This window comes from Pararhizobium sp., from assembly GCF_035497515.1.
Classification (GTDB): Bacteria; Pseudomonadota; Alphaproteobacteria; order Rhizobiales; family Rhizobiaceae; genus Pararhizobium.
This window is the reverse complement of the sequence record NZ_DATJDJ010000210.1, coordinates 25,675-49,645: the sequence shown is the minus strand read 5'-3', so window position 1 is coordinate 49,645 and position 23,971 is coordinate 25,675. Positions and strand designations below refer to the sequence as shown.

Genomic DNA, 23,971 nt, shown 5'->3' with positions numbered 1-23,971 from the left:
GGACAAGGGGCACATGGCTTTGAACGGCACGGGTTCAACCGGTGGCAATGCCTCGGTCGAACTGATGATCACCCATGGTGTCGGGCTGCACGCCCGCCCTTCGGTCGTCTTCACGCGGCTCGCCAAGAGCTTTCCGTGCACGATCGAGATCGAGGTGAATAGGTCCGGCCTCTGGCTCAATGCCAAGAGCATCGTCAAGGTGATGGGCGCGCGCATCCGCAAGGGATCGACCCTGCGTATCCGGGCGCGTGGTCTCAGGGCCGATGAGGCCATCGCCATGCTCGAAGCCCTGTTCGTCAACGATTTCGCCGAGGAAAGACCCCATGTCCGGGGCGCTTAGGCTACAGGGCCAGGGAAACGGGCAGGGTTATGCGGTCGGCCCCGCCTATGTTGCGCCCGTCGCCATCAGGCTTTCGGAAGGCCGGGTATCGCCTTTGCTCGAATTTGATCTGCTCCAGGAAGCGATAAGCATTGCTATCGCCGACCTCGAATCCCTCATGACCCGCAATGATCCCTTGAGCGCCGAGATTATCGAGTTCCAGGTGGAGATGCTGCGCGATCCGGCGATTGGCGACATGGCGGTGGAGCATATCGGGCGAGGATTGAATGCTGCCCGCGCCTGGGCCACGGCCCTGGAGGAGTATATTGCCGGCTTCGAGCAATCTGGGGATGACGACGTCAAGGCGCGCGCGGTCGATGTGATCGACATCCGCGACCGGGTCCTGCGGGCGCTGGAGGGAAGCCCGCCTGACGATTTCCCGCCGGGTTCCATCTTTGTCGGTCGAGACATGGCGCCGAGCCTGTTTCTTGGCCATGACTGGACAGGTGGCGGCGGCATCGTGCTCGAGGCGGGCAGTACGGCCAGCCATGTCGCGCTTCTGGCGCGGGCTAAGGGCGTGCCGATGGTGGTCGGGCTTGGAAGCCTTGCCGTCGAGACGGAAATGCCGGTCCTCGCCGATGGCATCCTTGGCATTGTCGTGGTGCATCCGCATGAGAGTGATATCGCGGCGGCGGCCAGCCGCGAGCAGGACGTTCCGGATAGGACAGCCGGATTTTTCCCGGCCATGTCGGTGCAAAACGGCGCTATCGAGCTATTGCTCAATATCAACGACTTCTCCGAAATCCACAAGCTGGATCCCGGTGTCTGCGACGGCATCGGTCTGTTGCGAACGGAATTCCTCGTCCCTCCCGCCGATCTCCTCAACGAGGAAAAGCAGGTTGATCTCTATCGGCAGGTGTTTGACTGGGCCGGCGACAAGCCGGTGACCATCCGGTTGTTCGATCTCGGCGGCGACAAGCCGCTTGGTAGCGTCGGTCTGGAGGAGCGCAACGCCTTTCTCGGGCTTCGCGGCATCCGGCTGCTTCTGGCGAGGCCCGAGATTCTCAGAGTCCAGGTGCGGGCCCTGTTGCGCGTCGGTGCATTGGGACCGCTGAAGGTCCTTCTGCCGATGGTGACTTTCCCGCGTGAGGTGGAAGACACGCGGCGCCTCTTCGAGGAGGAGGCCGCTGCCCTGGCTGCCCGGCAGATTTCGACCAGCATGCCGGCGATCGGAATGATGGTCGAGGTTCCCGCCGCCGCGATCATGCTCGACACGTTTACGTCAGCCGATTTCTTCTCGCTGGGTACCAACGATCTGGCGCAATATCTGACCGCCGCCGCCCGTGACAATCCCGCGGTTGTCGATCTCTATCGGCAGGCTGAGCCGGCCGTGTTGCGGTTGGTCGCACAGGCGGTAAAGACCGCTCGCGACATGGGCAAGCCGATCGGAATTTGCGGCGACATGGCCAGCGATCCCGCCAGTCTGTCGAGGTTGCTGGCCGTCGGGCTGAGGCAAATTTCGGTTGCTCCCGCGCAACTCGGCGTCATAAGGACGGGGCTGGCGCAGGCGAGGGTGGACAGCTGATGGGACGCGACGCAAACGAAGAGGCCATCATGGCCTACAAGGCGATCCTCGCTGGTATCATCGACAACCGGCCGTCCGGCACGCGCCAGCGCTTGGCCGTGGCGCTTGGCAAACATCGCAGCTTCGTCACCCAGATCACCAGCCCCGGCTATGCCACGCCGCTGCCCGCCCGGCATCTCGCAACGATTTTCCAGGTCTGCCATGTCAGCAAGGCCGAGCAGGATCGTTTCCTTGAAGCCTATCAATTGGCGCATCCCGGCAAGCTGCCGGATCTCGGCAGTGCCGGCGGCCTGCGGCAACTGACGGTGATGGTCGCCGATTTCGGCGATGAGCGAAAGAACCGGATGCTCGACGAGGCCATCCAGGACTTCATCCAGAAGATCGTGCTGATCATCGGCGAGGGAGACTGATTTGGTTCATCCCGAAATGCCGAGAACGGCACTGGAAAATTCGCCCTGCTCGGATACGATCGCGGCAGGGAGCGGGAGATGAAGAAATTCATGAACAGCGCCGGCATGCTGGCGCAGGATTGCCTGGAGGGGTTCGTCGCCGCGCATGGCGATATCGTTGCGTTCGGTACGGACAGGAAACACGTTCAGAGACGGACGCCGAGTGCCGACAAGGTTGCAATCATTTCCGGTGGCGGCGCCGGTCACGAGCCGATGCATGCCGGCTTCGTCGGTTCTGGCATGCTGGACGCCGCCTGTACCGGGTATGTCTTCACCTCACCGACGCCGGACCAGATCCTTTCGGCGATCCGCGACACCGATAATGGTGCGGGAACGCTGTTGATCGTCAAGAACTACGACGGCGACGTCATGAACTTCGAAATGGCCGCCGAAATGGCGGCGGCAGATGGACCCCGCCGCATCGAGACCGTTATCGTCAGCGACGATATCGCTGTCGCGCGTTCGGCGCACGGAACCGGCCGCCGTGGCGTGGCGGGCACGCTGGTGGTCGAAAAGATCATCGGCGCGGCCGCTGAAGCGGGTGCGACCCTGCCGGAACTGAAGATGCTTGGCGATACGGTCGTCAGTCTGACCCGGACGATGGGCGTCGCGCTCAAGGGAACGACGGTGCCGCAGACGACGCGCGAAACCTTCGTGCTCGGCCCAAATGACATGGAGATCGGTGTCGGCATTCACGGCGAACCGGGGCGTGCGCGCGCTCAGATCACCGATGCATCATCGATCGTGACTCTGATCTGCGGCCATATCCTGGAGGATTTCGGCGGGCTCTCCGGACAGTCGATTCTGCTGTTCGTCAACGGTCTGGGCGGCACGCCGCTGTCGGAACTCTATCTCGTGTTCGGGCTGGCGCGGGCGTTCTTCGAGGGCCATGGCGTCACCATCAGCCGCAGCCTTGTCGGGACCTATGTGACTTCGCTCGACATGGCCGGCATGTCGATAACGGTGACCGTGCTCGATGATAGCCTGACCGAACTCTGGAATGCGCCGGTGCATACGGCGTCGTTGCGCTGGTAGTTGCGGTCAAACCGGCGGTGCGATTTCGATCGGTGTGCCGTCCGAGAAGCGGCTGAAGCGAAACGGTGCGGGATCGACGATCGGCGTGTGGCCGGTGACGAGATCAGCCGCCAGATGCCCGGCGCCCGGGCCGATGCCGAAGCCATGACCGGAAAAACCAGTGGCTATGATCAGGCCGGGCATGTCGTCAACCTCGGAAATCACCGGGACGGCATCGGGCGTGACATCGATCAGGCCGGCCCAGATCTGCTGGACTTCGGCATTGCGCAGGATCGGCATCGCCTCGGCCGCCGCCTGCAATGCCAGCAAGGCGGACTTGCTGTCCGGCTTCGGGTCGAGGATGCGGTGTTTCTCGAAGGCGCCGGGACGGTCGAGCGGCACGGCGGAAATCTCGAACAGTTCCTGCCAGCTAAGGGCGCTAAGACCAACCTGGACGGATTCGCCCTCCGCCTTCCTGGCCGGTTGAAAGTCCCGGAAGAAGGCAAAACTGTCGGGCACCAGCGCATGCTGGTTGATGCCGCCATTGGCGACCGTATAGCCGCCGTCCATGCGTTTTCGGTAGGCATAACTGGATGTCGCGCCGGCGCCGTCCGGTCCGCCGCTGACCGGGCCGGTGCGCAGCACGGTATTGCGGACTTTCAGCTGCGGCAACCGGATATCCAGCCCCTTGCAGAACAGCCGCGACCAGGCACCACCGGCGAGCACGACGGATGACGTCTCGATGCGCCCCTTCTCGGTGATCACGGCGCTGATGCGGCCCGTACTTTTCTCGATGCCGCGAACGGCACAGCCGGTGAGAATGCGGGCACCAGCATTTCTCGCGCCGGCAGCGATGGCGGGAACCGCCGTTTGCGGCTCCGCGCGGGCATCGCTTGGCGTATAGAGCGCGCCCTTGTAGCGCTGCGTCGCGCCCAGCATCAGCGCCGCGGTTTCGTCCGCGCCGATCTGGCGGGTGTCGAGGCCGTGCGCTTGCGCCAGTTTCAGCCATCTTGCCTGGTTGGAAAGGTCCCTTTCGGTTTCGGCGATATACAGAATGCCGGAGCGGCGGAATCCGGTGTTTCCCCCGACGCGGACATCGAGCCCGTCCCAAATCTTTTGCGCTTCGATGGCGAGCGGAATTTCCCGTCGGTCGCGGCCCATGACGCGCACCCAGCCCCAGTTCCGGCTCGACTGCTCACCGCCGAGAGCACCCTTTTCGCAGAGCACGACATCGACGCCGCGCTCGGCGAGAAACAAGGCGGTGCTCACCCCGATGATCCCGCCGCCGATGGTGACGACATCCGCCTTTGTCGGAAGGATCTGGTCGGTATCACTGTGATCGAGGGCAGGGCCGGGCATGGGGCAAGGGCTCCGATTTCGAAAATTATCCCAATGGTTTGCACTGCCCCGCGCCGTTCTTCAAGTCGCAAAGATTGCCCTGCTGTAATCGCGTCAGCCCGAAAGCGAGAAGGCGTCGCTTTCGCCCTCGACCAGGTCCTCGCTCCAGACTTTTCTCAGGCTCGCTTCCGGATAGAAATGGCTGAAGGCTGGCATGGTGGCGAGCAGGGCTTCCGCCAGCGCGATGCCGAGATCGCGTCGTGACAGCTTGAAGCCGGTGAGGCTCGGCGACAGGAAATGCGATTGCGGGCTTTGGCGGCCGATGACGGCGATGTCGCGCCCCGGCTTGCAGCCGGCTTCGTTGAGACCCCGGTAAAGGCCGAGGGCGATGGTTTCGTTGACCAGCAGGATTGCGGTCGGCCGGTCCTTCCTGGCGAGAAGCTGCCGGGCGATCTGGTAACCGCCGGCTTCGTTTGGGGTGGAGCTGAAGATCAGGTCGGGATCGAGCGTGAGGCCATGTGCCTCCAGCGCCTTGCGGCTCTGGTCGACGAAGAGATAGCCAAGATTGACGTCGTCATGCGGCCGGGTGACGGCGATGCGGCGATGACCTTTCGCCACCAGTCGGTCGATCGAAATCTGCGCCATGCCCTCGAAATCAAGGTCGAGCCAAGGCTGGCCGACATCGGTCAGGCTTCGTCCGAGCGTGACGAACGGAATCTTGCGCTTGGCGAGGAATTCGAAACGCGGATCGTGGCGCTGGGTCGCCGACAGGATGAGGCCGTCGGCAAAACCACGGGCGACGACACGGCGCAGATAATCGTCCCGGTCCTCTTCCGACGAGCAGAGCAGGACGACCAGATCAAGTTGATGGCGGGCAAAGACCGTCTGCACACCGTCGAAGACGCTCATGAAGAAGCTGTCGCCCTGGCCGGTGATCTCCGCGCCGGTCTGCATCATGAAGCCGATGATATTGGTGGTGCCCTGGCGCAGGCTGCGACCGGACTGGTTGGGTACGTAGCCGAGTTCAGCGGCGGCTTCGAGCACGCGTTTGCGCGTTTCCTCGTTGACGTCAGGACGACCATTCAGCGCGCGCGACACCGTTCCGATCGAAATATCCAGATGCTGCGCAAGCCTGCGTATGCCCGTCATTCCAGCCGCTTCCACCGTGCGATTTCGCTTCTCAACGGCCCATCTCTTGACACGTTTCAAAAAACGTTCATAGTACCGTAAACGTTTACGGTGATCGAAATGGAGCGAAAACCGTAGATTTCGAGGAGGAGAATCCCATTTTGCGTGCAGTTTTGTGCGGGTGCGGAGCCATGGCCAAAGGCTGGCTGAAGGCGATCGCGGATACACCTGAAATCCGGTCGAGCGTTCAGGTCGTGGGGCTTGTCGATGTCAATCCGGCGGCGGCGGAAAAGCTGGCCGAGGAGTTCGGATTGACAGGCGCGATCATCGGCTCGGACCTCGGCGACATTCTGTCCCGATCCTCCGCCGACCTGGTCTTCGACGTCGTTATTCCATCCGCCCGCCACGATGTCGTGGCGACCGCGCTGGCCAACGGATGCCATGTGCTCAGCGAAAAGCCGATGGCCTCCTCGATCGAGGAAGGTCGCTCGCTGATCGCCCAGTCCGAGGCAGCCGGAAAGATCCACGCCGTCGTCCAGAACCGCCGCTTCATTTCCGGCATCCGGCGTATTCGTCGCTTGGTCGAAAGCGGCGCGCTCGGCGACCTCACCGCCATCCATTGCGACTTCTTCATCGGCGCGCATTTCGGCGGCTTTCGCGAGCAGATGGACAATGTGCTGCTGCTCGACATGGCGATCCACACATTCGATGCGGCGCGCTTCGTCGCCGATAAGGTTCCGGTCGCGGTCTACTGCCACGAGAGCAATCCGCGTGGTTCCTGGTATGCACACGGCGCGGCAGCCAACGCGATCTTCGAATTTTCCGACGACGTGACCTTCACCTATCGTGGCTCCTGGAGCGCCGAAGGGGCCAATACCAGCTGGGAAAGCCAGTGGCGGATTATCGGCACCAGGGGCACGCTGCTCTGGGACGGCGCCGACACTTTCCAGGCAGGCGTCGTGGCGGGATCGGAAGGGTTCTTCCGGCCGATCGAGGTCATCGACGTGCCGCAGCCGGCCGACGAGGCGCAGACCCATGGTCATGCCAGCGTCATCGCCGATTTCCTCGCGGCCATCCGCACCGGCCAAAAGCCGGAAACGGAGAGCAATGACAATATCAATAGCCTTGCCATGGTGTTTGCGGCGATCGAGAGCGCCCGCACCCGGCAGCGCGTCACCCTATGAACAGGACAGTTTCATGAGCAATCCGGCAAAATCCATCCGCATCGGCACGATGGTCAGCGGCAACAAGGGGGATGCGGCCAAGCGCATCGCGCAGATCGCTGACCTCGGTTTCGAAAGTTTCGAGCCCTTCTTCTGGCAGACGACCAACGGCCAGAACCTCGCCGATCTCGGCAAACGTTGCGTCGAGGCGATCGGCGACCGCGATATCACCATTTCGACGCTCGGCATGTTCGGCAATCCGCTGGAAACCACCGATATCGACCGGGACACGCTGCAGGGCTGGAAGGATTGCATCGACAATGCCCATCACTTTGGCGCCACCTGCATTGCCGGCTTTACCGGTCGCATCCGCAACACGCCGCTGACCGACAGCCTGCCGCGCTACAAGGAAGTCTGGAGCGAGCTTGCCAGGCGCGCCGCCGACAAGGGCGTCAAGATCGCGTTCGAGAATTGCGCCATGGACGGCAACTGGGCGACCGGCGACTGGAACATCGCCCACAATCCGGATGCCTGGGAACTGATTTTCAACGAGACGCCGGACGACAATATCGGGCTTGAATGGGAACCCTGCCACCAGATGGTCTATCTCATCGACCCGCTGCCGCAGATTCGCAAATGGGCCAAGAAAATCTTCCACGTGCATGGCAAGGACGCGACGATCCGCTGGGATGTCATCCGCGAGCACGGCATTTTCGGTAAGGAAAAATTCGTTTTCATGCGCACGCCGGGCTTTGGCGATACCAACTGGACGGACGTGATTTCCGAGCTGCGGCTTGCCGGCTGGTCCGGTTCCATCGACATCGAGGGCTGGCATGATCCGGTCTACCGCGATGCGCTGGAGATGACCGGCCAGGTCCACGGCCTCAACTATCTGAAGACTTGCCGGGGCGGCGATTTCGTCGTCGATCTCGCCTGAACCGTCAGGCCGGCCCCATCGTTGGGGCCTGGCCCGGCTGGACGTGACTGAAAGGAAATGAGAAGGCCGGCATGGAGGATGACGGCCGAAGGATAACCACAAGGAGGAAAATATGGGTATCCGCAAATATGCAGTCATTGGCGCGCTGGCACTTGCCGGCGTCTCGATGCTTGGTCTGTCCGCGAAGGCGGAAGATGTGAAGCTCACCGTCTGGTCGCTCGACCGCGACATTCAGCCCGCTCCCACTCTGGTGGCGGATTTCAACAAGCTCAACAACGGCATCCAGATCGAATACCGCCAAATCCAGTTCGATGACGTGGTGAGCGAAGCCATGCGTGCCTATTCGACTGGCCAGGCGCCGGACATCATCGCCATCGACAATCCGGAACATGCGCTGTTCTCGTCACGCGGCGCCTTTCTCGATCTCACCGACATGATCTCGAAATCGACGGTGATCAAGCCGGAAAATTACTTCCCCGGGCCGCTGAAATCGGTCGAATGGGACGGGAAATATTACGGCGTGCCGAAGGCGACGAACACGATCGCGCTCTACTACAACAAGGACATGTTCAAGGCCAAGGGCCTCGACCCGAACAAGCCGCCGCAGACCTGGGACGAACTGGTCGAGGATGCGCGCAAGCTGACCGACCCGGCCGCCAACGTCTATGGTCTGGCTTTCTCCGCCAAGGCTAGCGAGGAAGGCACCTTCCAGTTCCTGCCCTGGGCGCAGATGGGCGGCGGCAGCTATGAGAACATCAATTCCGAAGGTGCGGTGAAGGCGCTCGACGTCTGGAAGACGATCATGGACGAGAAGCTTGCCTCGCCGGATACGTTGACGCGTGGCCAGTGGGATTCGACCGGCACGTTCAACTCCGGCAATGCCGCCATGGCGATCTCCGGCCCGTGGGAACTCGACCGCATGACGCAGGAAGCGAAGTTCGACTGGGGCGTGACGCTGCTGCCTGTGCCGCAGGAAGGCGCCGAGCGCTCCTCGGCCATGGGCGATTTCAACTGGGCGATCTTCGCATCGACCAAGCATCCCGAAGAAGCCTTCAAGGCGCTCGAATATTTCGCCTCGCAGGACGACAAGATGTTCGAGAAATACGGCCAGCTTCCGGCCCGCTCGGACATTACCATCCCGGCGACAGGTCAGGCTCTCAAGGATGCCGGCCTGAAGGTGTTCCTCGAACAGCTGAAATATGCCAAGCCGCGCGGCCCGCATCCGGAATGGCCGAAGATCTCCAAGGCGATCCAGGATGCCATCCAGGCAGCCCTGACCGGCCAGATGAGCTCGAAGGATGCGCTTGATCAGGCCGCCGAGAAGATCAAGGCTGTCCTGGGCTGATCTTCGGTTACGAGGATGCCCCTTGCTCCCTCTTCTCCCCAGCGGGGAGAAGGTGGCCCGCAGGGTCGGACAAGGGGGCCGAAGGCCACGACTTTTTGGCTTCGGCTCCGGCTTCGCCGAGGCCCCGCATCGCCTCGCTTTGCTCGGCACTTCTCTCCGCTGGGGAGAAGAAAAATCACCGATGGCTTCCGCCATCCATCATTTCCTCCCGGAAGGGGTTGTCTTTCGCGCCAATGCGCCAGGCAACCCCGTTCGGAGCATCGGAGGCCCCATGAAGAGGCTCCTTTCCAGCGTCAGGGACGGCCGCGGTTTCGATATCGTGCTGGTTGCCTTCCCGCTTGGTTTTCTGTTCCTGATGGCGGGGCTGCCGCTGCTCTACAATGTGCTGATGAGTTTCCAGGAGGTCGACATGTTCAGCCTCGGCACCTTCCTGCGGCCCTTCGTCGGTTTCAAGAATTATCAGGACCTGTTCGCCCAGCCGGAAACCTGGCCGATCCTCGGCAATACCGCGATCTTCGTCATCGGCTCGATTGCCGGACAGTTCCTGATCGGTTTCGGACTGGCGCTGTTCTTCTGGGTGAATTTCCCGGGCGCCTCATGGCTGCGCGGTCTGTTCCTCGTCTCCTGGGTGATGCCGGGCCTTGTCGTCGGTGCCATCTGGAACTGGATCCTGTCGGGCGATTTCGGCGTGCTGAATTTCATCCTGAAGGAAAGCGGCATCATCAGCGGCAATATTTTCTGGCGCTCCGATCCCAACTATTCGCTCTATGCGGTCATCATGGCCAACATCTGGCTGGGTACCGCCTTCAACATGATCCTGCTGTCGGTTGGCCTGGCAAGCATTCCCGGCGATCTCTATGAAGCCGCCGAACTGGACGGCGCCAATGCCTGGCAGCGCTTCTGGACGATCACCCTGCCAATGATGCGTTCGACCATCGGTGCGATCATCGCGCTCGGCCTGATCTTCACCTTGCAGCAGTTCGACCTTTTCGCCGCGATCACTTCGGGCGGGCCGAACAACTCGTCCAACGTCACGCAATACTGGGCCTGGGACCTGTCGTTCCGGCAGTATGATTTTGCCAAGGGCGCGACCATCTCCGTCATCATGATCGTCTTCGTCATGATTGCGGCAGTCGTCTATGTGCGCTCGACACGTCATGAGGTGCGCGGATGAGCGAGACCAACCGCAATCGCCTGATGCTGGTGATCGCCATCCTGATGGCGTCGCTCTATCTATTCCCGCTCTACTGGATGTACATCACCGCGCTCAAAAGCGGCTCGGAGATGTTTGCAACGCCACCGAGCTTCTGGCCGTCCGAGCCGCAATGGGCAACGTACGGCTTTGTCTGGGAAAGCCGGAACATGGCGCGCTATCTCTGGAATTCGTTGGTCATCGCGTCCGGGGCCGTGGTGCTGATTACAGTTCTCGGCGTCGGCTGTGCCTATGTTTTGGCGCGCTACCGCAATGTCTGGGTCGATATCGGCCTGTTCCTGATCCTGATGCTGCAGGTCCTGCCGGCATCGCTGATGATCACGCCGATCTTCGTCGGCTTCTCGCAGCTCGGCATGCTGAACACGCCGCGACTGGCGGTGATCATCGCCATTGCCGCCAAGAGCATGCCGTTCTTCGTCGTTCTGGTGCGTGCCACTTTCATGGCCGTGCCGCAGGAACTGGAGGAGGCGGCGCTGGTCGATGGCAATTCGCGGGTCGGCGCCTTCTTCAACATTGTGCTGCCGCTTGCCCGCAATGGCATTCTCGTCAGCGCCATCCTGATCTTCATGCAGGCCTTTGGCGAGTTCGTCTATTCGAAGTCGATCATCCAGGCGGTGGAGTTGCAGCCCGCCAGCGTTGGCCTCAATTCGTTCATGGGGCCGAACACCAACGAATGGAACAACATCATGGCCTATGCCACCATGTACGTGACCCCCATTCTCGCCATCTTCGTGCTGCTGCAGCGGCGCATCGTCTCCGGCCTTACCTCGGGAGCCATCAAATGACCAAGCAGATCGAACTCTCGGGCGTCAACAAATACTACGGTGCCTTTCATGCGCTGAAAAACATTGATCTTGCCATTGAAAAGGGCAGCTTCGTCGCGCTCGTCGGCCCCTCCGGCTGCGGCAAGTCCACGCTGCTGCGCTCCTTGGCCGGGCTTGAAAGCATCTCGACGGGTGATCTGAAGATCGCCGGCGAATTGATGAACAAGGTGCCGCCGCGCAAGCGCGACATCGCCATGGTGTTCCAGTCCTATGCGCTTTACCCGCACATGACGGTGGAGCAGAACCTCACCTACAGTTTGCGCATTCGCGGTGTCGCGAAAGCTGAAGCCAGGAAAGCGGCCGAGGAGGTGGCGGCGACCACCGGTCTGTCCCAGCTTCTCGGCCGCTATCCGCGCGAACTGTCCGGTGGCCAGCGCCAGCGCGTTGCGATGAGCCGGGCAATCATCCGCCATCCGAAGGCTTTCCTGTTCGACGAGCCTCTGTCCAACCTGGATGCGGCGCTTCGTGTCCACATGCGCAAGGAAATCCGCACCCTGCACGACCGGCTCGGCGCGACGTCGGTCTATGTGACGCACGACCAGATCGAGGCGATGACCATGGCCGATCATGTCGTGGTGATGAAGGACGGCGTCATCGAGCAACAGGGTGCGCCACTGGAGCTTTACGACCGGCCGGCCAACCGCTTCGTCGCCGGCTTCATCGGCTCCCCGGCGATGAATTTCGTGCCGGCAATCGTCGGCGAAGATGGCCGGTCTCTGGCTGTCGATGTCGGAGAGAAGCAGACGATCCCGCTCGACCGGCAGCTGGAACCGGGCCGCACCGTGACGGCGGGATTGCGGCCGGAGCACCTGCATTTCGTCGATCCGGGGCAGGGCGTGTTCCGTCTGCCGGTCGGCATCGTCGAAAGCACGGGGTCGGCGACCTATCTTACCACCTCGACGACGGCGGAGGTGACGATTGTCGAAACCTCGCGCCGGGCGGTCCGGACTGGGGACATCATCGACATTTCCGTTCGCCCGTCCGACGTCCATATCTTCGATGCGAAAACCGGCGTGAGAATCTGATCGGCCCGCTTTCCGGCGATTTAGTTTTTTCTGTATAAAAATACGTTTCTTCTGCTTGACAAGCGGAGGGGCGCCGATATTCCTTGTCCGGAAAATCGATGTGGCCGAGTGCCGCGACAGGGAGGAATGACATGGGTGGACTTCTGGCCGGTAAGCGTGCGGTGATCACGGCTGCGGCGCAGGGTATCGGCCGCGCGGCGGCCGAGGCCTTCCAGCGCGAAGGTGCGATCGTCACGGCGACCGATATCAACGAAGAAAAGCTCGCCGAGCTTTCGGCTCTGGGCATGTCGGTTGCCAAGCTCGATGTCCTGAACGCGGATGCGATCACCGCCTTCGCCGCCGAGACCGGAACGATCGACGTCCTGTTCAATTGCGCCGGCGTCGTCCATGCCGGCACGATCCTCGAAGCCAGCGACCGGGATTATGACCTGGCCTTCGATCTCAACGTGAAGTCGATGTTCCGGCTGATCCGGGCCTTCCTGCCGGGCATGATCGCCAATGGCGGCGGCTCGATCATCAACATGTCGTCGGTGGCCGGCGTTCCCGCCGGCGTGCCGAACCGGTTTGCCTATTCGGCGAGCAAGGCGGCGGTGATCGGCCTCACCAAGTCGGTGGCCACGGATTACATCAAGCAGGGCATCCGCTGCAACGCGATCGCGCCCGGGACGGTCCAGTCGCCGTCGCTCGAAGAGCGCATGAAGGCGCAGGGCAACTACGAAGAAGCCCGCGCCGCCTTCATCGCCCGCCAGCCGATGGGCCGTATCGGCCTGCCGGAGGAAATCGCCGCACTCGCCGTCTATCTCGGTAGTGACGTTTCCAACTACACGACCGGTCATGTCCATGTCATCGATGGCGGCATGAGCCTTTAACAGGCCATCCGGCGCTATACACCGGCGGTTTGGCGCGATAATCTTTGGAAAACCGGAAGATGTCGCCGCCGATCGCATGAGCAAGAAAAACACCACTGGCCTGACCCCCGTCCTCAGGGTCGATTTCCCCCATGCCGAACGGCTGGGGCGCGGCAAGATCATGCTTCTCGAACATATCCGCAAGACTGGCTCGATCTCGGCCGCGGGCCGGGCGATGGACATGTCCTATCGTCGCGCCTGGTTGCTCGTCAGCGCCCTCAACCGGATGTTCGCACAGGAAACCGTCGCCTCGCAGCGTGGCGGAAAACAGGGAGGCGGGGCGGTGATCACGCCGTTCGGCGAAGAGTTGATCCGGCGGTTTCGGGCCATGGAAGCAAAGGCCGAGGCGGCGTTGGCCGCTGAATTGGCCTGGCTCGAGGAAAACCGCAATCCAAGCCCAGTTGTCACCGCAGTCACAGATCCAGAGCAACACCCTTGATGATGGCATGGACCGGCTTGCCGGCCTGAAGCGCAAGCGCATCGCGGGATACGACGGTGATGCGCGAGACGATCGTCACGCCGCCGCAATCCAGCCGGACATCGACCATGCCGTGGGCGGCTTCGCCGATCTCGCTGATGACAGCTGGCAAGATGTTGAGCGCGCTCAGTCCTTCCGGCTTGCTGGTGGCAAGCATGACGTCACGCGCCGCGATCTGCAGCCGCACGGCCTTTCCTGGCGGGGCCTCAAGATAGGGTACAACGATCCGCGCGGCGCCGGCCCGGATCGCCGTAATGCGGTGATCGCCGTCCGTCGTCTCGACAACGCCGTCGATGACCGCACCCGCCTCCCGGCGGCTGACCGCGGGCGAGGGCTGGCTAAGGATGGTTGCCGCATCACCGGAGGCGAGGACCCGACCGTTCTCCAGGATAATGACCTTGTTCGCCAGCCGCGCCACTTCGCTGACGGAGTGGCTGACATAGACGATCGGAATTTCGGTTTCGTCACGGATGCGTTCCAGATAGGGCAGGATTTCCGCCTTGCGGTCGCCGTCCAGCGCGGCAAGCGGCTCGTCCATGAGAAGCAGGCGAGGATTGGACAGTAACGCCCGGCCGATCGCGATGCGTTGCTTTTCGCCGCCGGAGAGATTGGACGGAGACCGGCCGAGAAGGGGGGCGACGCCAAGCAGGTCGACGATCCGGTCGAAATCGGCTCCGTCATCCCTTGCCGGGCTGAACCTGCGGCCATAGGTAAGATTACGCCGCACGCTCATATGCGGAAAGAGGCGCGCCTCCTGGAACACATAGCCGAAGCGACGCTTGTGTGGGGGAATGAAGACGCGGCTGGCAGTGTCCACCAGCCTGTCGCCATTGAATTGGATACGCCCGGCATCTGCCTTCAACAGGCCGGCGATTATGTTGACCAGCGATGTCTTGCCGGACCCCGAGCTGCCGAACAGGGCGGTAACGCCGCGATCGCAGGAAAAGGCGGCCTCGACGGAAAACGAGCCGAGCTTATGGCGCACGTCGAGAACAAGGCTCATGCGGCATCCACCCGTTTCGCGGCAAGGTTCGCCAGGATTTCGGACACCATGAGCGCCGTCATGGAGATGATCACGGAAATGATCGTCAGCCGGAACGCGCCGGCATCGCCGCCGGGAACCTGGGTAAAGGTGTAGATCGCGGCGGACAGCGTCTGTGTCTCGCCGGGAATGTTGGAAACGAAGGTGATCGTCGCGCCGAATTCCCCCATCGCCTTGGCAAAGGCGATGATCATGCCGGCGATGATGCCGGGAATGATCAGCGGCAGCGTCACGGTCAGGAACACCCAGACTGGACCGGCGCCGAGCGTGGCGGCCGCCTGTTCCAGCCGGCGATCGACGGTCTCGATCGACAACCTTATGCTGCGGACCATCAGTGGGAAGGCCATGACCGCGCAGGCAAGCGCTGCCCCGGTCCAGCGGAAGGAAAAGACGATGCCGGTATATTCGGCCAGGAAGGCGCCGATCGGTCCGCGCTTTCCGAAGAGGATCAGCAGCAGGAAGCCTGTGACCACGGGCGGCAATACGAGCGGAAGATGAACGAACCCATTGAGGACGGATTTGCCCCAGAACCGGCCGCGTGCGAGCAGCATCGCGATGGCGATGGCGAAAGGCAGGCTGGCCAGCATGGCGACGAACGAAACGCGAAGGCTCAGCCGGATAGCCATCCATTCCGCATCGCTTAAAACCAGCCAGTCCAAATTTTGATGCTCCGTCGTTGACGGCCAGACGATATGCGCTCCATCCGGTCTCGGATTGAGCGCGCCTGCGCCTTATTTCAGGATGGTGAAGCCCTGGGCTTCGAACAGCGCCGCAGCCTTGTTCGACTTGACGAAATCGACATAGGCGGCTGCGTCGGGGTTGTTGCTGTCGGCGGTGATGGCGATCGGGTAGACGATCGGCGGATGGCTGTCTTCCGGGAAGATGCCGGCAACCTTCACGCCTTTGTCCGCGGCCGCATCCGTCTGATAGACGATGCCATAGGGTGCTTCGCCCCGGGAAACCAAGAGCAGGGCGGCGCGGACGTTTTCAGCGCCGGCCACATCCTTCCCGACCGACGACCAGACGCCGAGTTTCTCGAGCGCAGCCTTGCCGTACCTGCCAGCCGGAACGGAATCGACGGCGCCCATGGCGAGCTTTCCGCCGCCGAGCAGGCCCTTCAGGTCGAAACCTTCCTTGATGTCGACGGCGGCAGCATCCTGTTTGCCGGTGGCCAGGACGATGCGGTTGCCGAGCAGGTTGGCGCGCGTGTCATCCTTGATGAGCTTCTTTTCGGCGACATAATCCATCCAGGCAAGGTCAGCCGAGATGAACACGTCTGCCGGCGCACCGGATTCGATCTGCTTGGCGAGCGCCGAGCTTGCCGCGTAGGAAACTGCCGTCTCCTTGCCGGCTTCCTTCTGCCACGCGGCATTGACGGCATCCAGCGCATTTTTCAGGCTCGCCGCTGCAAAGACGGTGACCTTATCGGCGGCCGAAGCTGGCTGGGCGAGCGGTATGCCGACGATCCAGAGGGCAAGCGCGGCTGCTCCCAGAAATTTCAGCAAGATTCGACGTTCGGTGCGCATGCAGGTCCCATCGGTTTCGTAATATTCTTTTAAATATAACGATGCACCGCAATTGGCCAGTGTTATATTCGCAGGGATATATTGAAACACATTCCGGGCCAATCCGGCATTGACGCTTGCCATGGGGCGCCCCGACGCTAAATGAGGCTCTCCAGCGAGACTGTAACAAGGGAATGCCAGCGCCATGGAATCGAACGTCAAAATCGAGGAAAGCTGGAAGGCGGCGCTCGGATCGGAATTTTCCAGTCCTTACATGACGGCGCTGAAGCAGTTCCTTCTCGACGAGAAGCACAATGGCAAGCAGATTTTCCCGAAAGGCACCGAGTATTTTCGCGCGCTCGACCTGACGCCGCTCGACAAGGTGCGGGTGGTGATCCTGGGCCAGGATCCGTATCACGGCGACGGCCAGGCGCATGGTCTGTCCTTCAGCGTCAAACCCGGCGTCCGCACGCCGCCCTCACTGGTCAATATCTACAAGGAACTGGAGAGCGATCTCGGCATTCCGCCCGCACGCCACGGTTTTCTTGAAAGTTGGGCAAAACAGGGCGTGCTGCTGCTCAACAGTGTACTGACCGTCGAGCGCTCCACGGCCGCCTCGCATCAGGGCAAGGGCTGGGAGAAATTCACCGATGCGATAATCCGCGCCATCAACGAGCAGGAACACCCCGTCGTCTTCATCCTGTGGGGATCATACGCGCAGAAGAAGGCGGCCTTTGTCGATACGTCCCGGCATCTCGTCATCCGCTCGCCGCATCCCTCGCCGCTCTCGGCCCATAACGGCTTCTTCGGCAGCAAGCCGTTTTCCAAGGCCAACGATTTCCTGATCTCGAAGGGACGCAAACCGATCGACTGGACCTTGCCGGCCAATCCGGACGCCTGAGGAAATCAGGGCAGCGTCTGCGATGACGATGGCTCGGGCTTGCGGGCGTCACGCCGGGCGACGACGCTTTCGCGCCAGACGGTGAAGATGCCGGCCCCGACGACGATGACCGAACCGACGATCATGTTGAGGTTCAGTGTCTCGCCGAAGATGGAGACGCCGATGATCGAGGCGAAGACCAGTTGCAGATAGGTGAGCGGCTGGACCTCGGATGCATCCAGCAGTTCATAGGCCTTGATGAGCGCGAAATGGCTGCTCGTTCCGGTGATGCAGAGCATCAGCATCCATGCCCAGTCCGCCGGCGCAAGCGTCGTCCAGTAGAACGGGCCGACCAGGGTGATCGCCACGGCGCCGGCCACACCGGTGTAGAAGAAGCTGGTCATCGAGGAATCGTCGCGGCTGACCAGCCGTGTCGAAATGACGTAGATCGCAAACATCACGGCGCATGTGATCGGGATCAGGAATTTGGTGTCAAAGGCGCTGTCATCCGGCTTCAGGATCAGAAGCACGCCCATGAGGCCGACGATGATCGCCGTCCACCGACGCCAGCCGACGCGTTCGCCCAGAAGCGGCATGGCGAGCAGTGCCACGAAAAGCGGTCCAGCGGAAAAGATCGCCTGCGAGTGGGCAAGCCCGACCGTGGAGAAGGAAATGATGACGACGACGATCTGCACCGCCAGCAGGATGCCACGCAGGACCTGAAGTGCCGGCCGTTTGGTTCTGACCGCTGCAGCAAGGCCCCCGCGCGACCGTGAGGCGAGAACGATGGCAAAGCTTGCAAACGCCCAGTACCGGATCATCGTGATGAAAACCGGCGGATAGAGGCTGCCAAGATGCTTGGAAATCGCGTCCTGTATCGAGAAAATCACGAGGGCCGTGAAGACGAAGATATAGCCGGTGCGCTTGGAGGTCATGAAGCGGTCATACACCCGCGCCGCAAGCATGCCACGATATTTCCGCAGTGCAGCAGCCTTTGTTGCCGGCAGGCGTTTTCCGGCAACAGGCGCGCCGAATGCCGCGCGTGTTGCCGCTATATCAATCCTCGCGGAAGGTACGCGCCATCTGCTCGGTCAGTGGCTTCGCCAGATAGGAGATTACGGTGCGGTCGGCGATCTTGATATAGACTTCCGCCGGCATGCCCGGATAGAGCGACATGCCTTTCAGTGCCGCGAGACTTTCCGGCTTCGGCTTGATGCGCAGCGGATAGTAGCTGACGCCGGTGCGCTGGTCGGTGACGAGGTCCGGTGCGATGGTAACCACCTCGGCTTCGACGATCGGCGTCGTGCGCTGGTTGAAGGCGCTGAAGCGGATTTCGACCGGCTGGCCGAGGCGGATCTGGTCGATGTCGTGGGTTGCGACCTTGGCTTCCACCGTCAGAGTGTCGGCACCGGGAACGACGAGCATCAGCACCTCGCCCGGATTGATGACGCCATTCACGGTGTGCACGGCCAGCTGGTAGACCCGGCCGTCCAGCGGCGCGCGGATGTCGATGCGCTTCAGCTGGTCCATGGCGGCTACGCGGCGATCCTCATATTCGGCGATCTTGCCTTCGACGTCGGTCAGCTCCTTGGCGTTCTCGGTGCGACGGTCCTCGTCGAGCTGCAAAATCTGCAGATCGATTTCGCTGGACTTGCCGGCCGATTGCGCGCGCGCCGCAATGCGGGCGCCACGATCACCTTCGAGCTGGGCGCGGTCACGCTTCAGCTCGGTCAGGCGTTGCATGGACACGAGACCCTGGCCATACAGCTTGTCGAGACCGGCGAGCTCCTCGCCGATCAGCTTCAGCGCATCCTCGATGGCCGCCAGCTGGACGGTGAGACCCTTGGCTTCGTCGGCGAGCTGTTCCTTGCGGGAAGCGAGCTGACTCTTCATGCCGACCAATGCGTTCTTGCGGCTCATGAACAGCTTGCGTTCGCTCTCTTCGAGAACCGTGCCCGGCGTGCTGGTGCCGGAGGTGAGCACGCTCAGGTCTTCGGGAATGGTGAAATCGTCGGAGCCGAGCTGCTCTGCCAGCAGGCGGGCCCGGCGGGCATAGAGCTGGGCAAGCGTATTCTGTACGATAGAGAGGTTGGCGCGAACGGTGGTGCCGTCGAGCTTGATCAGGATCTGGCCGGCCTTGACGCTGTCGCCTTCGTTGACCAGGACCTCGCCGACAATGCCGCCGGTCAGGTGCTGGATCTTCTTGACGTTGTTTTCCACCACGACGGTACCGCCGGCGACGACTGCGCTCGACAGCTCCGTGGTTGCGGCCCAGCCGCCGACACCGACGACCAGCGCGATGGCGAGAACGGAAACGGCGGTGATGTGCCTGCCAAGCGAATGACGCGAGCTCAACGGCTTTTCTTCCATGGAGAGATGGGTCACGATGCGGACTCCTGTCCTTCGCTCACGATTTTAAGCGGCGCCGGGCTTGTCACTTGCGGCTGGCGGTTTTCCTTGCGCAGGATCTGCGCCAGGACCTCTTCCTTCGGACCGAAAGCCTGCATGCGCCCTTCGTTCATCATCAGCACCATATCGACGGCGGCGAGCGCGCTCGGGCGATGCGCAATGACGATCACCATGCCGTTGCGGTTTCGGACGTTCATGATCGCTTCGCTGAGCGCCTGTTCGCCTTCGGCGTCGAGGTTTGAGTTCGGTTCGTCGAGAATGACGAGGAAGGGGTCTCCGTAGAGCGCCCGGGCAAGGGCCACGCGTTGGCGCTGACCGGCGGAGAGGGCAGCGCCACCGTCGCCGATTTCTGTCTCGTACCCGTTCGGCAACTTGAGGATCAGGTCGTTGACCCGGGCGGCGCGGGCGGCTTCGACGATGCTTTCCGACGAGGCGGTCTCGGTAAAACGGGCAATGTTCTGTGCCACGGTGCCGGCGAAGAGCTCGACGTCCTGCGGCAGGTAGCCGATATGGCGACCGAGGCGGTCGCTGTCCCATTGGTCGAGCGCCGCGCCATCAAGGCGGACCGAGCCTCTGAATGACGGCCAGATGCCGATCAGGGCGCGGGCGAGCGACGACTTTCCGGAGGCGCTCGGGCCGATGATGCCGAGTGCGCTGCCGGCCTTGAGCGTGAAGTTGACGTCGGCGAAGGTCAGGCGCTGGGCGCCGGGCGGGCCGCCGGCAAGCGCTTCTGCGGTCAGCCGATCCTTGGGGGCCGGCAGTTCCAGCGGCGCCGGGCGCTCGGGCAGGGCTTTCAGCAGATCCTTGAGACGCGCCCAGCTCTGGCGGCAGGCGACATAGCCGCGCCAGTTGCCGATGGCCAGTTCGACCGGCGCCAATGCACGGGCGGTGAGAATCGAGCCGGCGATGATAATGCCGGGCGAGGCCACTCCCTCGATCACCAGAACGGCACCGGTTGCAAGCACGGCGGATTGCAGCGCCATGCGGAAGACCTTCGACAGGGCACCGTAGCCGTTGCCGACGTCGGAGGTCGTGCGGTTCTGTTCGCGGTAATTGTTGTTGCGCAGATCCCAGAGCTGCGACATGCGGCCGAGCATGCCCATGGCCTGCATGACCTCGGCATTGCGCTGCGAGGCCTGGGCGAAGGCATTTCGGTGGTTGCCGGCTTCCGACGCGCGCCTCGATGGTCCCTGGGTGCCGCGGTTGGTCAGGAAGGTCAGCGCGATCAGGATGATCGAGCCGACGACCGCCACATAGCCGATCATCGGATGGAAGGCGAAGCAGATGAGAAGGTAGAAGGGCAGCCATGGCAGGTCGAAGAAGGCGGCCGGGCCGGTGCCCGAAAGGAACGAACGGACCTGGTCGAAATCGCGGAGCGCCTGCAGGCCGTCGCCCTGGGTGCGCAGCTTCAGCGGAGCCTGGACGACGGAGCGGTAGATGCGCGCGCTCATGGCTTCGTCGAGCGCGCCGGCGATGCGCACCAGCATGCGTCCGCGCACCATTTCGAAGGCCCCCTGGAATGCATAGAGAAGCAGCGCAAGGGCGCAGAGCGCGATCAGCGAGGGGATACTGCGGCTCGGCAGGACCCGGTCATAGACCTCCAGCATGAAGAAGGAGCCGGTCAGGTAGAGAATGTTGACCAAGGCACTGGCGACGAAAACGCCGATGAAGGCAGCCTTGCATCGCCACAACGCTTCTGCCGGATCGGATGCGCTTATCTTGCTGTTTGAACTGTTCGTCACTGTAGAAGCCCTCGCGAGACGCGTTCCGTCTCAAATGCACCGTCGTGCGATAATTTCTAAAGCCGGCATAGCCTGGGGGCTGTCCCCTGGGGAACATGCTGTTTGCGCCCCCATTTCCGGGTTTCGCGCCTATATAAATGAAGTTTGCGACCTCATAGTGGAAAGCCCTGATTATTGCCACGGTTTCTTTTCTGAGTCCTGAAAATATTTATTGTGCTTAATCGGTTACTTGGCCGCTCCAGTTTATCCGGCAAATGCCTGCATGGGGCGCGGACCGCCACAAACGCGCCGTGCCGGCAATGATGCGCTCTTGCATCCGATGCGGCAATCGGCGAAAGACGCGGAAAACCGGAGAAAGCCGTGACATGAAGACCATTCTGATCGTAGGCATAGGTGCCGGCAATCCCGAGCATATGACGGTGCAGGCGATCAATGCCCTGAACCAGGCCGACGTGCTTTTCATTCCCCGCAAGGGCGACGAGAAGGTGCAGCTTGCGGATATCCGGCGCAATATCGTGTCGCGCTACGTCACTCGCGCCGGCAGCCGGACAGTGGAGTTTGATATTCCCGTTCGCCAGACGGCGGATCGTTCCTATCACCAAAGCGTCGATCAATGGCATGCCGCGATCGCCATGGCTTACGAAAGGCTGCTCTCCGGGGAGCTTGCCGAGGGGCAGACCGCCGCGTTTCTCGTTTGGGGCGATCCGATGCTCTATGACAGCACGATCCGCATCGTGGAACGGGTCAAAGCTCTGGGGACCGTGACCTTCGACTACTCGGTCATTCCCGGCATCACCAGCATCCAGGCCCTGGCCGCCAGCCACCGCATTCCGCTCAATCTCGTCGGCAAGCCGGTGGAGATCACCACGGGCCGGCGCCTTGCCGAAAGTTTTCCAGGCCGGGTCGAGACCGCCGTCGTCATGCTCGACGGTGAGCAGGCGTTCATGGCGATCGAGGATCCGGATGCGAGGGTCTATTGGGGCGCCTATCTCGGGACGAGCCAGGAAATCATCATTTCCGGGCGTCTGGCCGAGGTCCGGCAGGATATCCTCAGGACCCGGGCGGAGGCGCGAGCCCTTCATGGCTGGATCATGGACATCTACCTGCTGCAGAAGGGGAGCGATTTCGAGGAATAGCGAGCTATGGTGCGGCGTTTCGCGTCAGAGCTATTCGCAACGGGACATGGCGGGCGGTTTTCCGCTGCTATAGGATAGGCTATGGCACCTCGGCAGCGTCAGGTTTGACAAGGAAGCCGACTGCATCCTGAAGAATGGAGACAAACCGCCTGCAATGACGACCTGCATCGCACCAGCCGACAGCCTGACAGAAGCCGCGCGTCTATCGTCGATGCGCCGTGGCGCCTGTCCGTCGCTGGCCGCTCCGATGATCACCGGCGATGGGCTTCTGGTGCGTCTGCGGCCTGCGGCTCAAGGGTTCAGCCTGCGCGAACTCGGCGATATCGCCGATGCGGCCTTGGCCTGTGGTAATGGCATCCTGGAGGTCACCGCGCGCGGAAACCTGCAGGTCCGTGGGCTGACGGATGAGACGGTGCCGGTCTTTGCGGCGAGCATTACGGATGCCGGCATAGAAATATCCGCTGGTCTCGCGATCGAGACGCCGCCGCTTGCCGGCTTTGATCCCACTGAAATCGCCGATTCCCGGCCTCTGGCGATGGAGCTTCGGGCTGCCCTTTCCGCGCGTGTTCCCGTATTGTCGCTTGCGCCGAAACTTTCGGTCATCATCGATGGCGCCGGGCGGCTGCATCTTGGGGGCGTCACCGCTGACATTCGTGTTCATGCCATTGGTGATGATGGCCGGGTCCTGTGGCTGCTGTCCATCGCTGGCACCGCGCTGTCGGCCCAGCCTATCGCCTTGATCGAGGGTGCGGCGATTGTTCCGGCCATTATGGATATTCTCGAAATCCTTGCCGCAATGGGGCCTTTTGCGCGGGCAAGGGAACTGGATGTCGCCGCACTGCGCCATCGTTTTTCCTCTGGTGACGATATGTCCGCGCCGGTTTCGGCCGCACCGGCGCCCAGTCCTGCCGGTATTCATGATTTTGACGAAGATGGCGCCGTCCTTGGCGTCAGGCTGGCCTTCGGTCAGGTTCATGCCGACAATCTCAAGGTATTTCTGGAAGCGCTCGATAGTCTCGGTGCGACGGACATTCGGCTGGCTCCGGGCCATGGCATGCTGGTGATGGGGATAAGGCGTGAACGCATTACGGCAGCGCAGGCCTTGGCGCTGGGACATGGCCTGCGCGCGTTTCCGGACGATCCGCGCAACCATATCGCGGCCTGTGCGGGGATCGGTGCCTGCGCCTCCTCGCGCATCGACACACGCGGCGTCGCCCGCCTGTTGGTCGAGGAAGCCCCCTCGCTGCTTGATGGCTCGATGACGGTGCATGTGTCCGGCTGCGCCAAGGGATGTGCCAGGCCGTCCGCATCGCCACTGACGATCACCGCTGCGCCTTTCGGGCATGGACTTGTCGTAAATGGCCCAGCCTCTGCCGCACCAAACGCCTACATCGAAGAAAACAACATAAGAACCGCGATCGTTCAGCTCGACCGACTGGTGTGCGAAAGCAAGCGGGCTGGCGAATCGGCCCGCTCCTGCCTTACACGGCTTGGAGCGGATGTGATCACGGCCGCGGTTCAACAGGGATAG

The 23,971-nt window shown here is 62.1% G+C and carries 23 protein-coding genes; 15 read left to right on the top strand and 8 right to left on the bottom strand.

Annotated elements, in window-relative coordinates; translation table 11 throughout:
- The first annotated feature begins 13 nt into the window (after positions 1-13).
- From VL202_RS21740 to dhaK, 4 genes are all read left to right on the top strand, one after another.
- A complete protein-coding gene (locus tag VL202_RS21740; protein ID WP_325466159.1) occupies positions 14-340 on the top strand; it encodes an HPr family phosphocarrier protein in 327 nt (108 codons plus the stop codon).
- On the top strand, positions 324-1,904 hold the full coding sequence (locus VL202_RS21735) for a putative PEP-binding protein (RefSeq protein ID WP_325466134.1): 1,581 nt from the start codon (positions 324-326) through the stop codon (positions 1,902-1,904). Before VL202_RS21740 ends, VL202_RS21735 begins: the two co-directional genes overlap by 17 nt.
- Complete coding sequence (locus tag VL202_RS21730) at positions 1,904-2,314, top strand: hypothetical protein (RefSeq protein WP_325466133.1); 411 nt, start codon at positions 1,904-1,906, stop codon at positions 2,312-2,314. Before VL202_RS21735 ends, VL202_RS21730 begins: the two co-directional genes overlap by 1 nt.
- A gap of 78 nt (positions 2,315-2,392) precedes the next feature.
- Positions 2,393-3,388, top strand: a complete 996-nt coding sequence (gene dhaK, locus VL202_RS21725) for a dihydroxyacetone kinase subunit DhaK (protein WP_325466132.1) — start codon at positions 2,393-2,395, stop codon at positions 3,386-3,388.
- A gap of 6 nt (positions 3,389-3,394) precedes the next feature.
- Here the strand turns inward: dhaK and VL202_RS21720 are convergent, their stop codons facing one another.
- Positions 3,395-4,726, bottom strand: a complete 1,332-nt coding sequence (locus VL202_RS21720) for an FAD-binding oxidoreductase (protein ID WP_325466131.1) — start codon at positions 4,724-4,726, stop codon at positions 3,395-3,397.
- 93 nt (positions 4,727-4,819) lie between these two features.
- Positions 4,820-5,854: a LacI family DNA-binding transcriptional regulator gene (locus VL202_RS21715; protein WP_325466130.1), complete on the bottom strand. Its 1,035-nt coding sequence runs from the start codon at positions 5,852-5,854 to the stop codon at positions 4,820-4,822.
- 137 nt (positions 5,855-5,991) lie between these two features.
- Between VL202_RS21715 and VL202_RS21710 the strand changes: the two genes are divergently transcribed.
- From VL202_RS21710 to VL202_RS21675, 8 genes are all read left to right on the top strand, one after another.
- Positions 5,992-7,017, top strand: coding sequence for a Gfo/Idh/MocA family oxidoreductase (locus VL202_RS21710; RefSeq protein WP_325466158.1), 1,026 nt, complete (start codon positions 5,992-5,994; stop codon positions 7,015-7,017).
- Between the two features lie 13 nt (positions 7,018-7,030).
- Positions 7,031-7,933, top strand: coding sequence for a sugar phosphate isomerase/epimerase (locus VL202_RS21705; RefSeq protein WP_325466129.1), 903 nt, complete (start codon positions 7,031-7,033; stop codon positions 7,931-7,933).
- Positions 7,934-8,045: 112 nt separating this feature from the next.
- A complete protein-coding gene (locus VL202_RS21700) occupies positions 8,046-9,278 on the top strand; it encodes a sugar ABC transporter substrate-binding protein (protein WP_325466128.1) in 1,233 nt (410 codons plus the stop codon).
- Positions 9,279-9,549: 271 nt separating this feature from the next.
- Complete coding sequence (locus VL202_RS21695; protein ID WP_325466127.1) at positions 9,550-10,452, top strand: sugar ABC transporter permease; 903 nt, start codon at positions 9,550-9,552, stop codon at positions 10,450-10,452.
- Positions 10,449-11,276, top strand: a complete 828-nt coding sequence (locus VL202_RS21690) for a carbohydrate ABC transporter permease (protein ID WP_325466126.1) — start codon at positions 10,449-10,451, stop codon at positions 11,274-11,276. The genes VL202_RS21695 and VL202_RS21690 overlap by 4 nt, the downstream gene beginning before the upstream one ends.
- Positions 11,273-12,340 carry a sn-glycerol-3-phosphate ABC transporter ATP-binding protein UgpC gene (locus tag VL202_RS21685; RefSeq protein ID WP_325466125.1) on the top strand — a complete coding sequence of 356 codons (1,068 nt, stop codon included), beginning with the start codon at positions 11,273-11,275 and terminating at the stop codon, positions 12,338-12,340. The genes VL202_RS21690 and VL202_RS21685 overlap by 4 nt, the downstream gene beginning before the upstream one ends.
- A gap of 131 nt (positions 12,341-12,471) precedes the next feature.
- Positions 12,472-13,209: an SDR family oxidoreductase gene (locus tag VL202_RS21680; RefSeq protein ID WP_325466124.1), complete on the top strand. Its 738-nt coding sequence runs from the start codon at positions 12,472-12,474 to the stop codon at positions 13,207-13,209.
- A gap of 76 nt (positions 13,210-13,285) precedes the next feature.
- Entirely contained in the window at positions 13,286-13,687 is a 402-nt protein-coding gene (locus tag VL202_RS21675) for a winged helix-turn-helix domain-containing protein (protein WP_325466123.1), read from the top strand.
- Here the strand turns inward: VL202_RS21675 and modC are convergent.
- The 3 genes from modC to modA all read right to left on the bottom strand — a co-directional run bounded on the left by modC (position 13,662) and on the right by modA (position 16,294).
- A complete protein-coding gene (modC, locus tag VL202_RS21670) occupies positions 13,662-14,729 on the bottom strand; it encodes a molybdenum ABC transporter ATP-binding protein (protein WP_325466122.1) in 1,068 nt (355 codons plus the stop codon). The two genes, VL202_RS21675 and modC, sit on opposite strands and share 26 nt — an antisense overlap.
- Positions 14,726-15,427 carry a molybdate ABC transporter permease subunit gene (modB, locus tag VL202_RS21665; RefSeq protein WP_325466121.1) on the bottom strand — a complete coding sequence of 234 codons (702 nt, stop codon included), beginning with the start codon at positions 15,425-15,427 and terminating at the stop codon, positions 14,726-14,728. The genes modC and modB overlap by 4 nt, the downstream gene beginning before the upstream one ends.
- Positions 15,428-15,499: 72 nt before the next feature.
- Entirely contained in the window at positions 15,500-16,294 is a 795-nt protein-coding gene (modA, locus tag VL202_RS21660; RefSeq protein WP_325466120.1) for a molybdate ABC transporter substrate-binding protein, read from the bottom strand.
- Positions 16,295-16,478: 184 nt separating this feature from the next.
- Between modA and ung the strand changes: the two genes are divergently transcribed.
- Positions 16,479-17,174 carry a uracil-DNA glycosylase gene (gene ung / locus VL202_RS21655; RefSeq protein ID WP_325466119.1) on the top strand — a complete coding sequence of 232 codons (696 nt, stop codon included), beginning with the start codon at positions 16,479-16,481 and terminating at the stop codon, positions 17,172-17,174.
- Between the two features lie 5 nt (positions 17,175-17,179).
- Here ung and VL202_RS21650 read toward each other — a convergent pair whose 3' ends face one another.
- The 3 genes from VL202_RS21650 to VL202_RS21640 all read right to left on the bottom strand — a co-directional run bounded on the left by VL202_RS21650 (position 17,180) and on the right by VL202_RS21640 (position 21,304).
- Entirely contained in the window at positions 17,180-18,088 is a 909-nt protein-coding gene (locus VL202_RS21650) for a DMT family transporter (protein WP_325466157.1), read from the bottom strand.
- A gap of 121 nt (positions 18,089-18,209) precedes the next feature.
- Complete coding sequence (locus VL202_RS21645; RefSeq protein ID WP_325466156.1) at positions 18,210-19,523, bottom strand: HlyD family type I secretion periplasmic adaptor subunit; 1,314 nt, start codon at positions 19,521-19,523, stop codon at positions 18,210-18,212.
- A gap of 11 nt (positions 19,524-19,534) precedes the next feature.
- A complete protein-coding gene (locus VL202_RS21640; RefSeq protein ID WP_325466118.1) occupies positions 19,535-21,304 on the bottom strand; it encodes a type I secretion system permease/ATPase in 1,770 nt (589 codons plus the stop codon).
- A 365-nt stretch (positions 21,305-21,669) separates the two neighbouring features.
- Between VL202_RS21640 and cobF the strand changes: the two genes are divergently transcribed.
- Together cobF and cobG are read left to right on the top strand one after the other, a co-directional pair.
- Entirely contained in the window at positions 21,670-22,440 is a 771-nt protein-coding gene (cobF, locus tag VL202_RS21635) for a precorrin-6A synthase (deacetylating) (RefSeq protein ID WP_325466117.1), read from the top strand.
- Positions 22,441-22,594: 154 nt separating this feature from the next.
- The gene (gene cobG / locus VL202_RS21630) at positions 22,595-23,971 is read left to right on the top strand and encodes a precorrin-3B synthase (RefSeq protein WP_325466116.1); all 1,377 of its coding nucleotides are present in this window, start codon (positions 22,595-22,597) and stop codon (positions 23,969-23,971) included.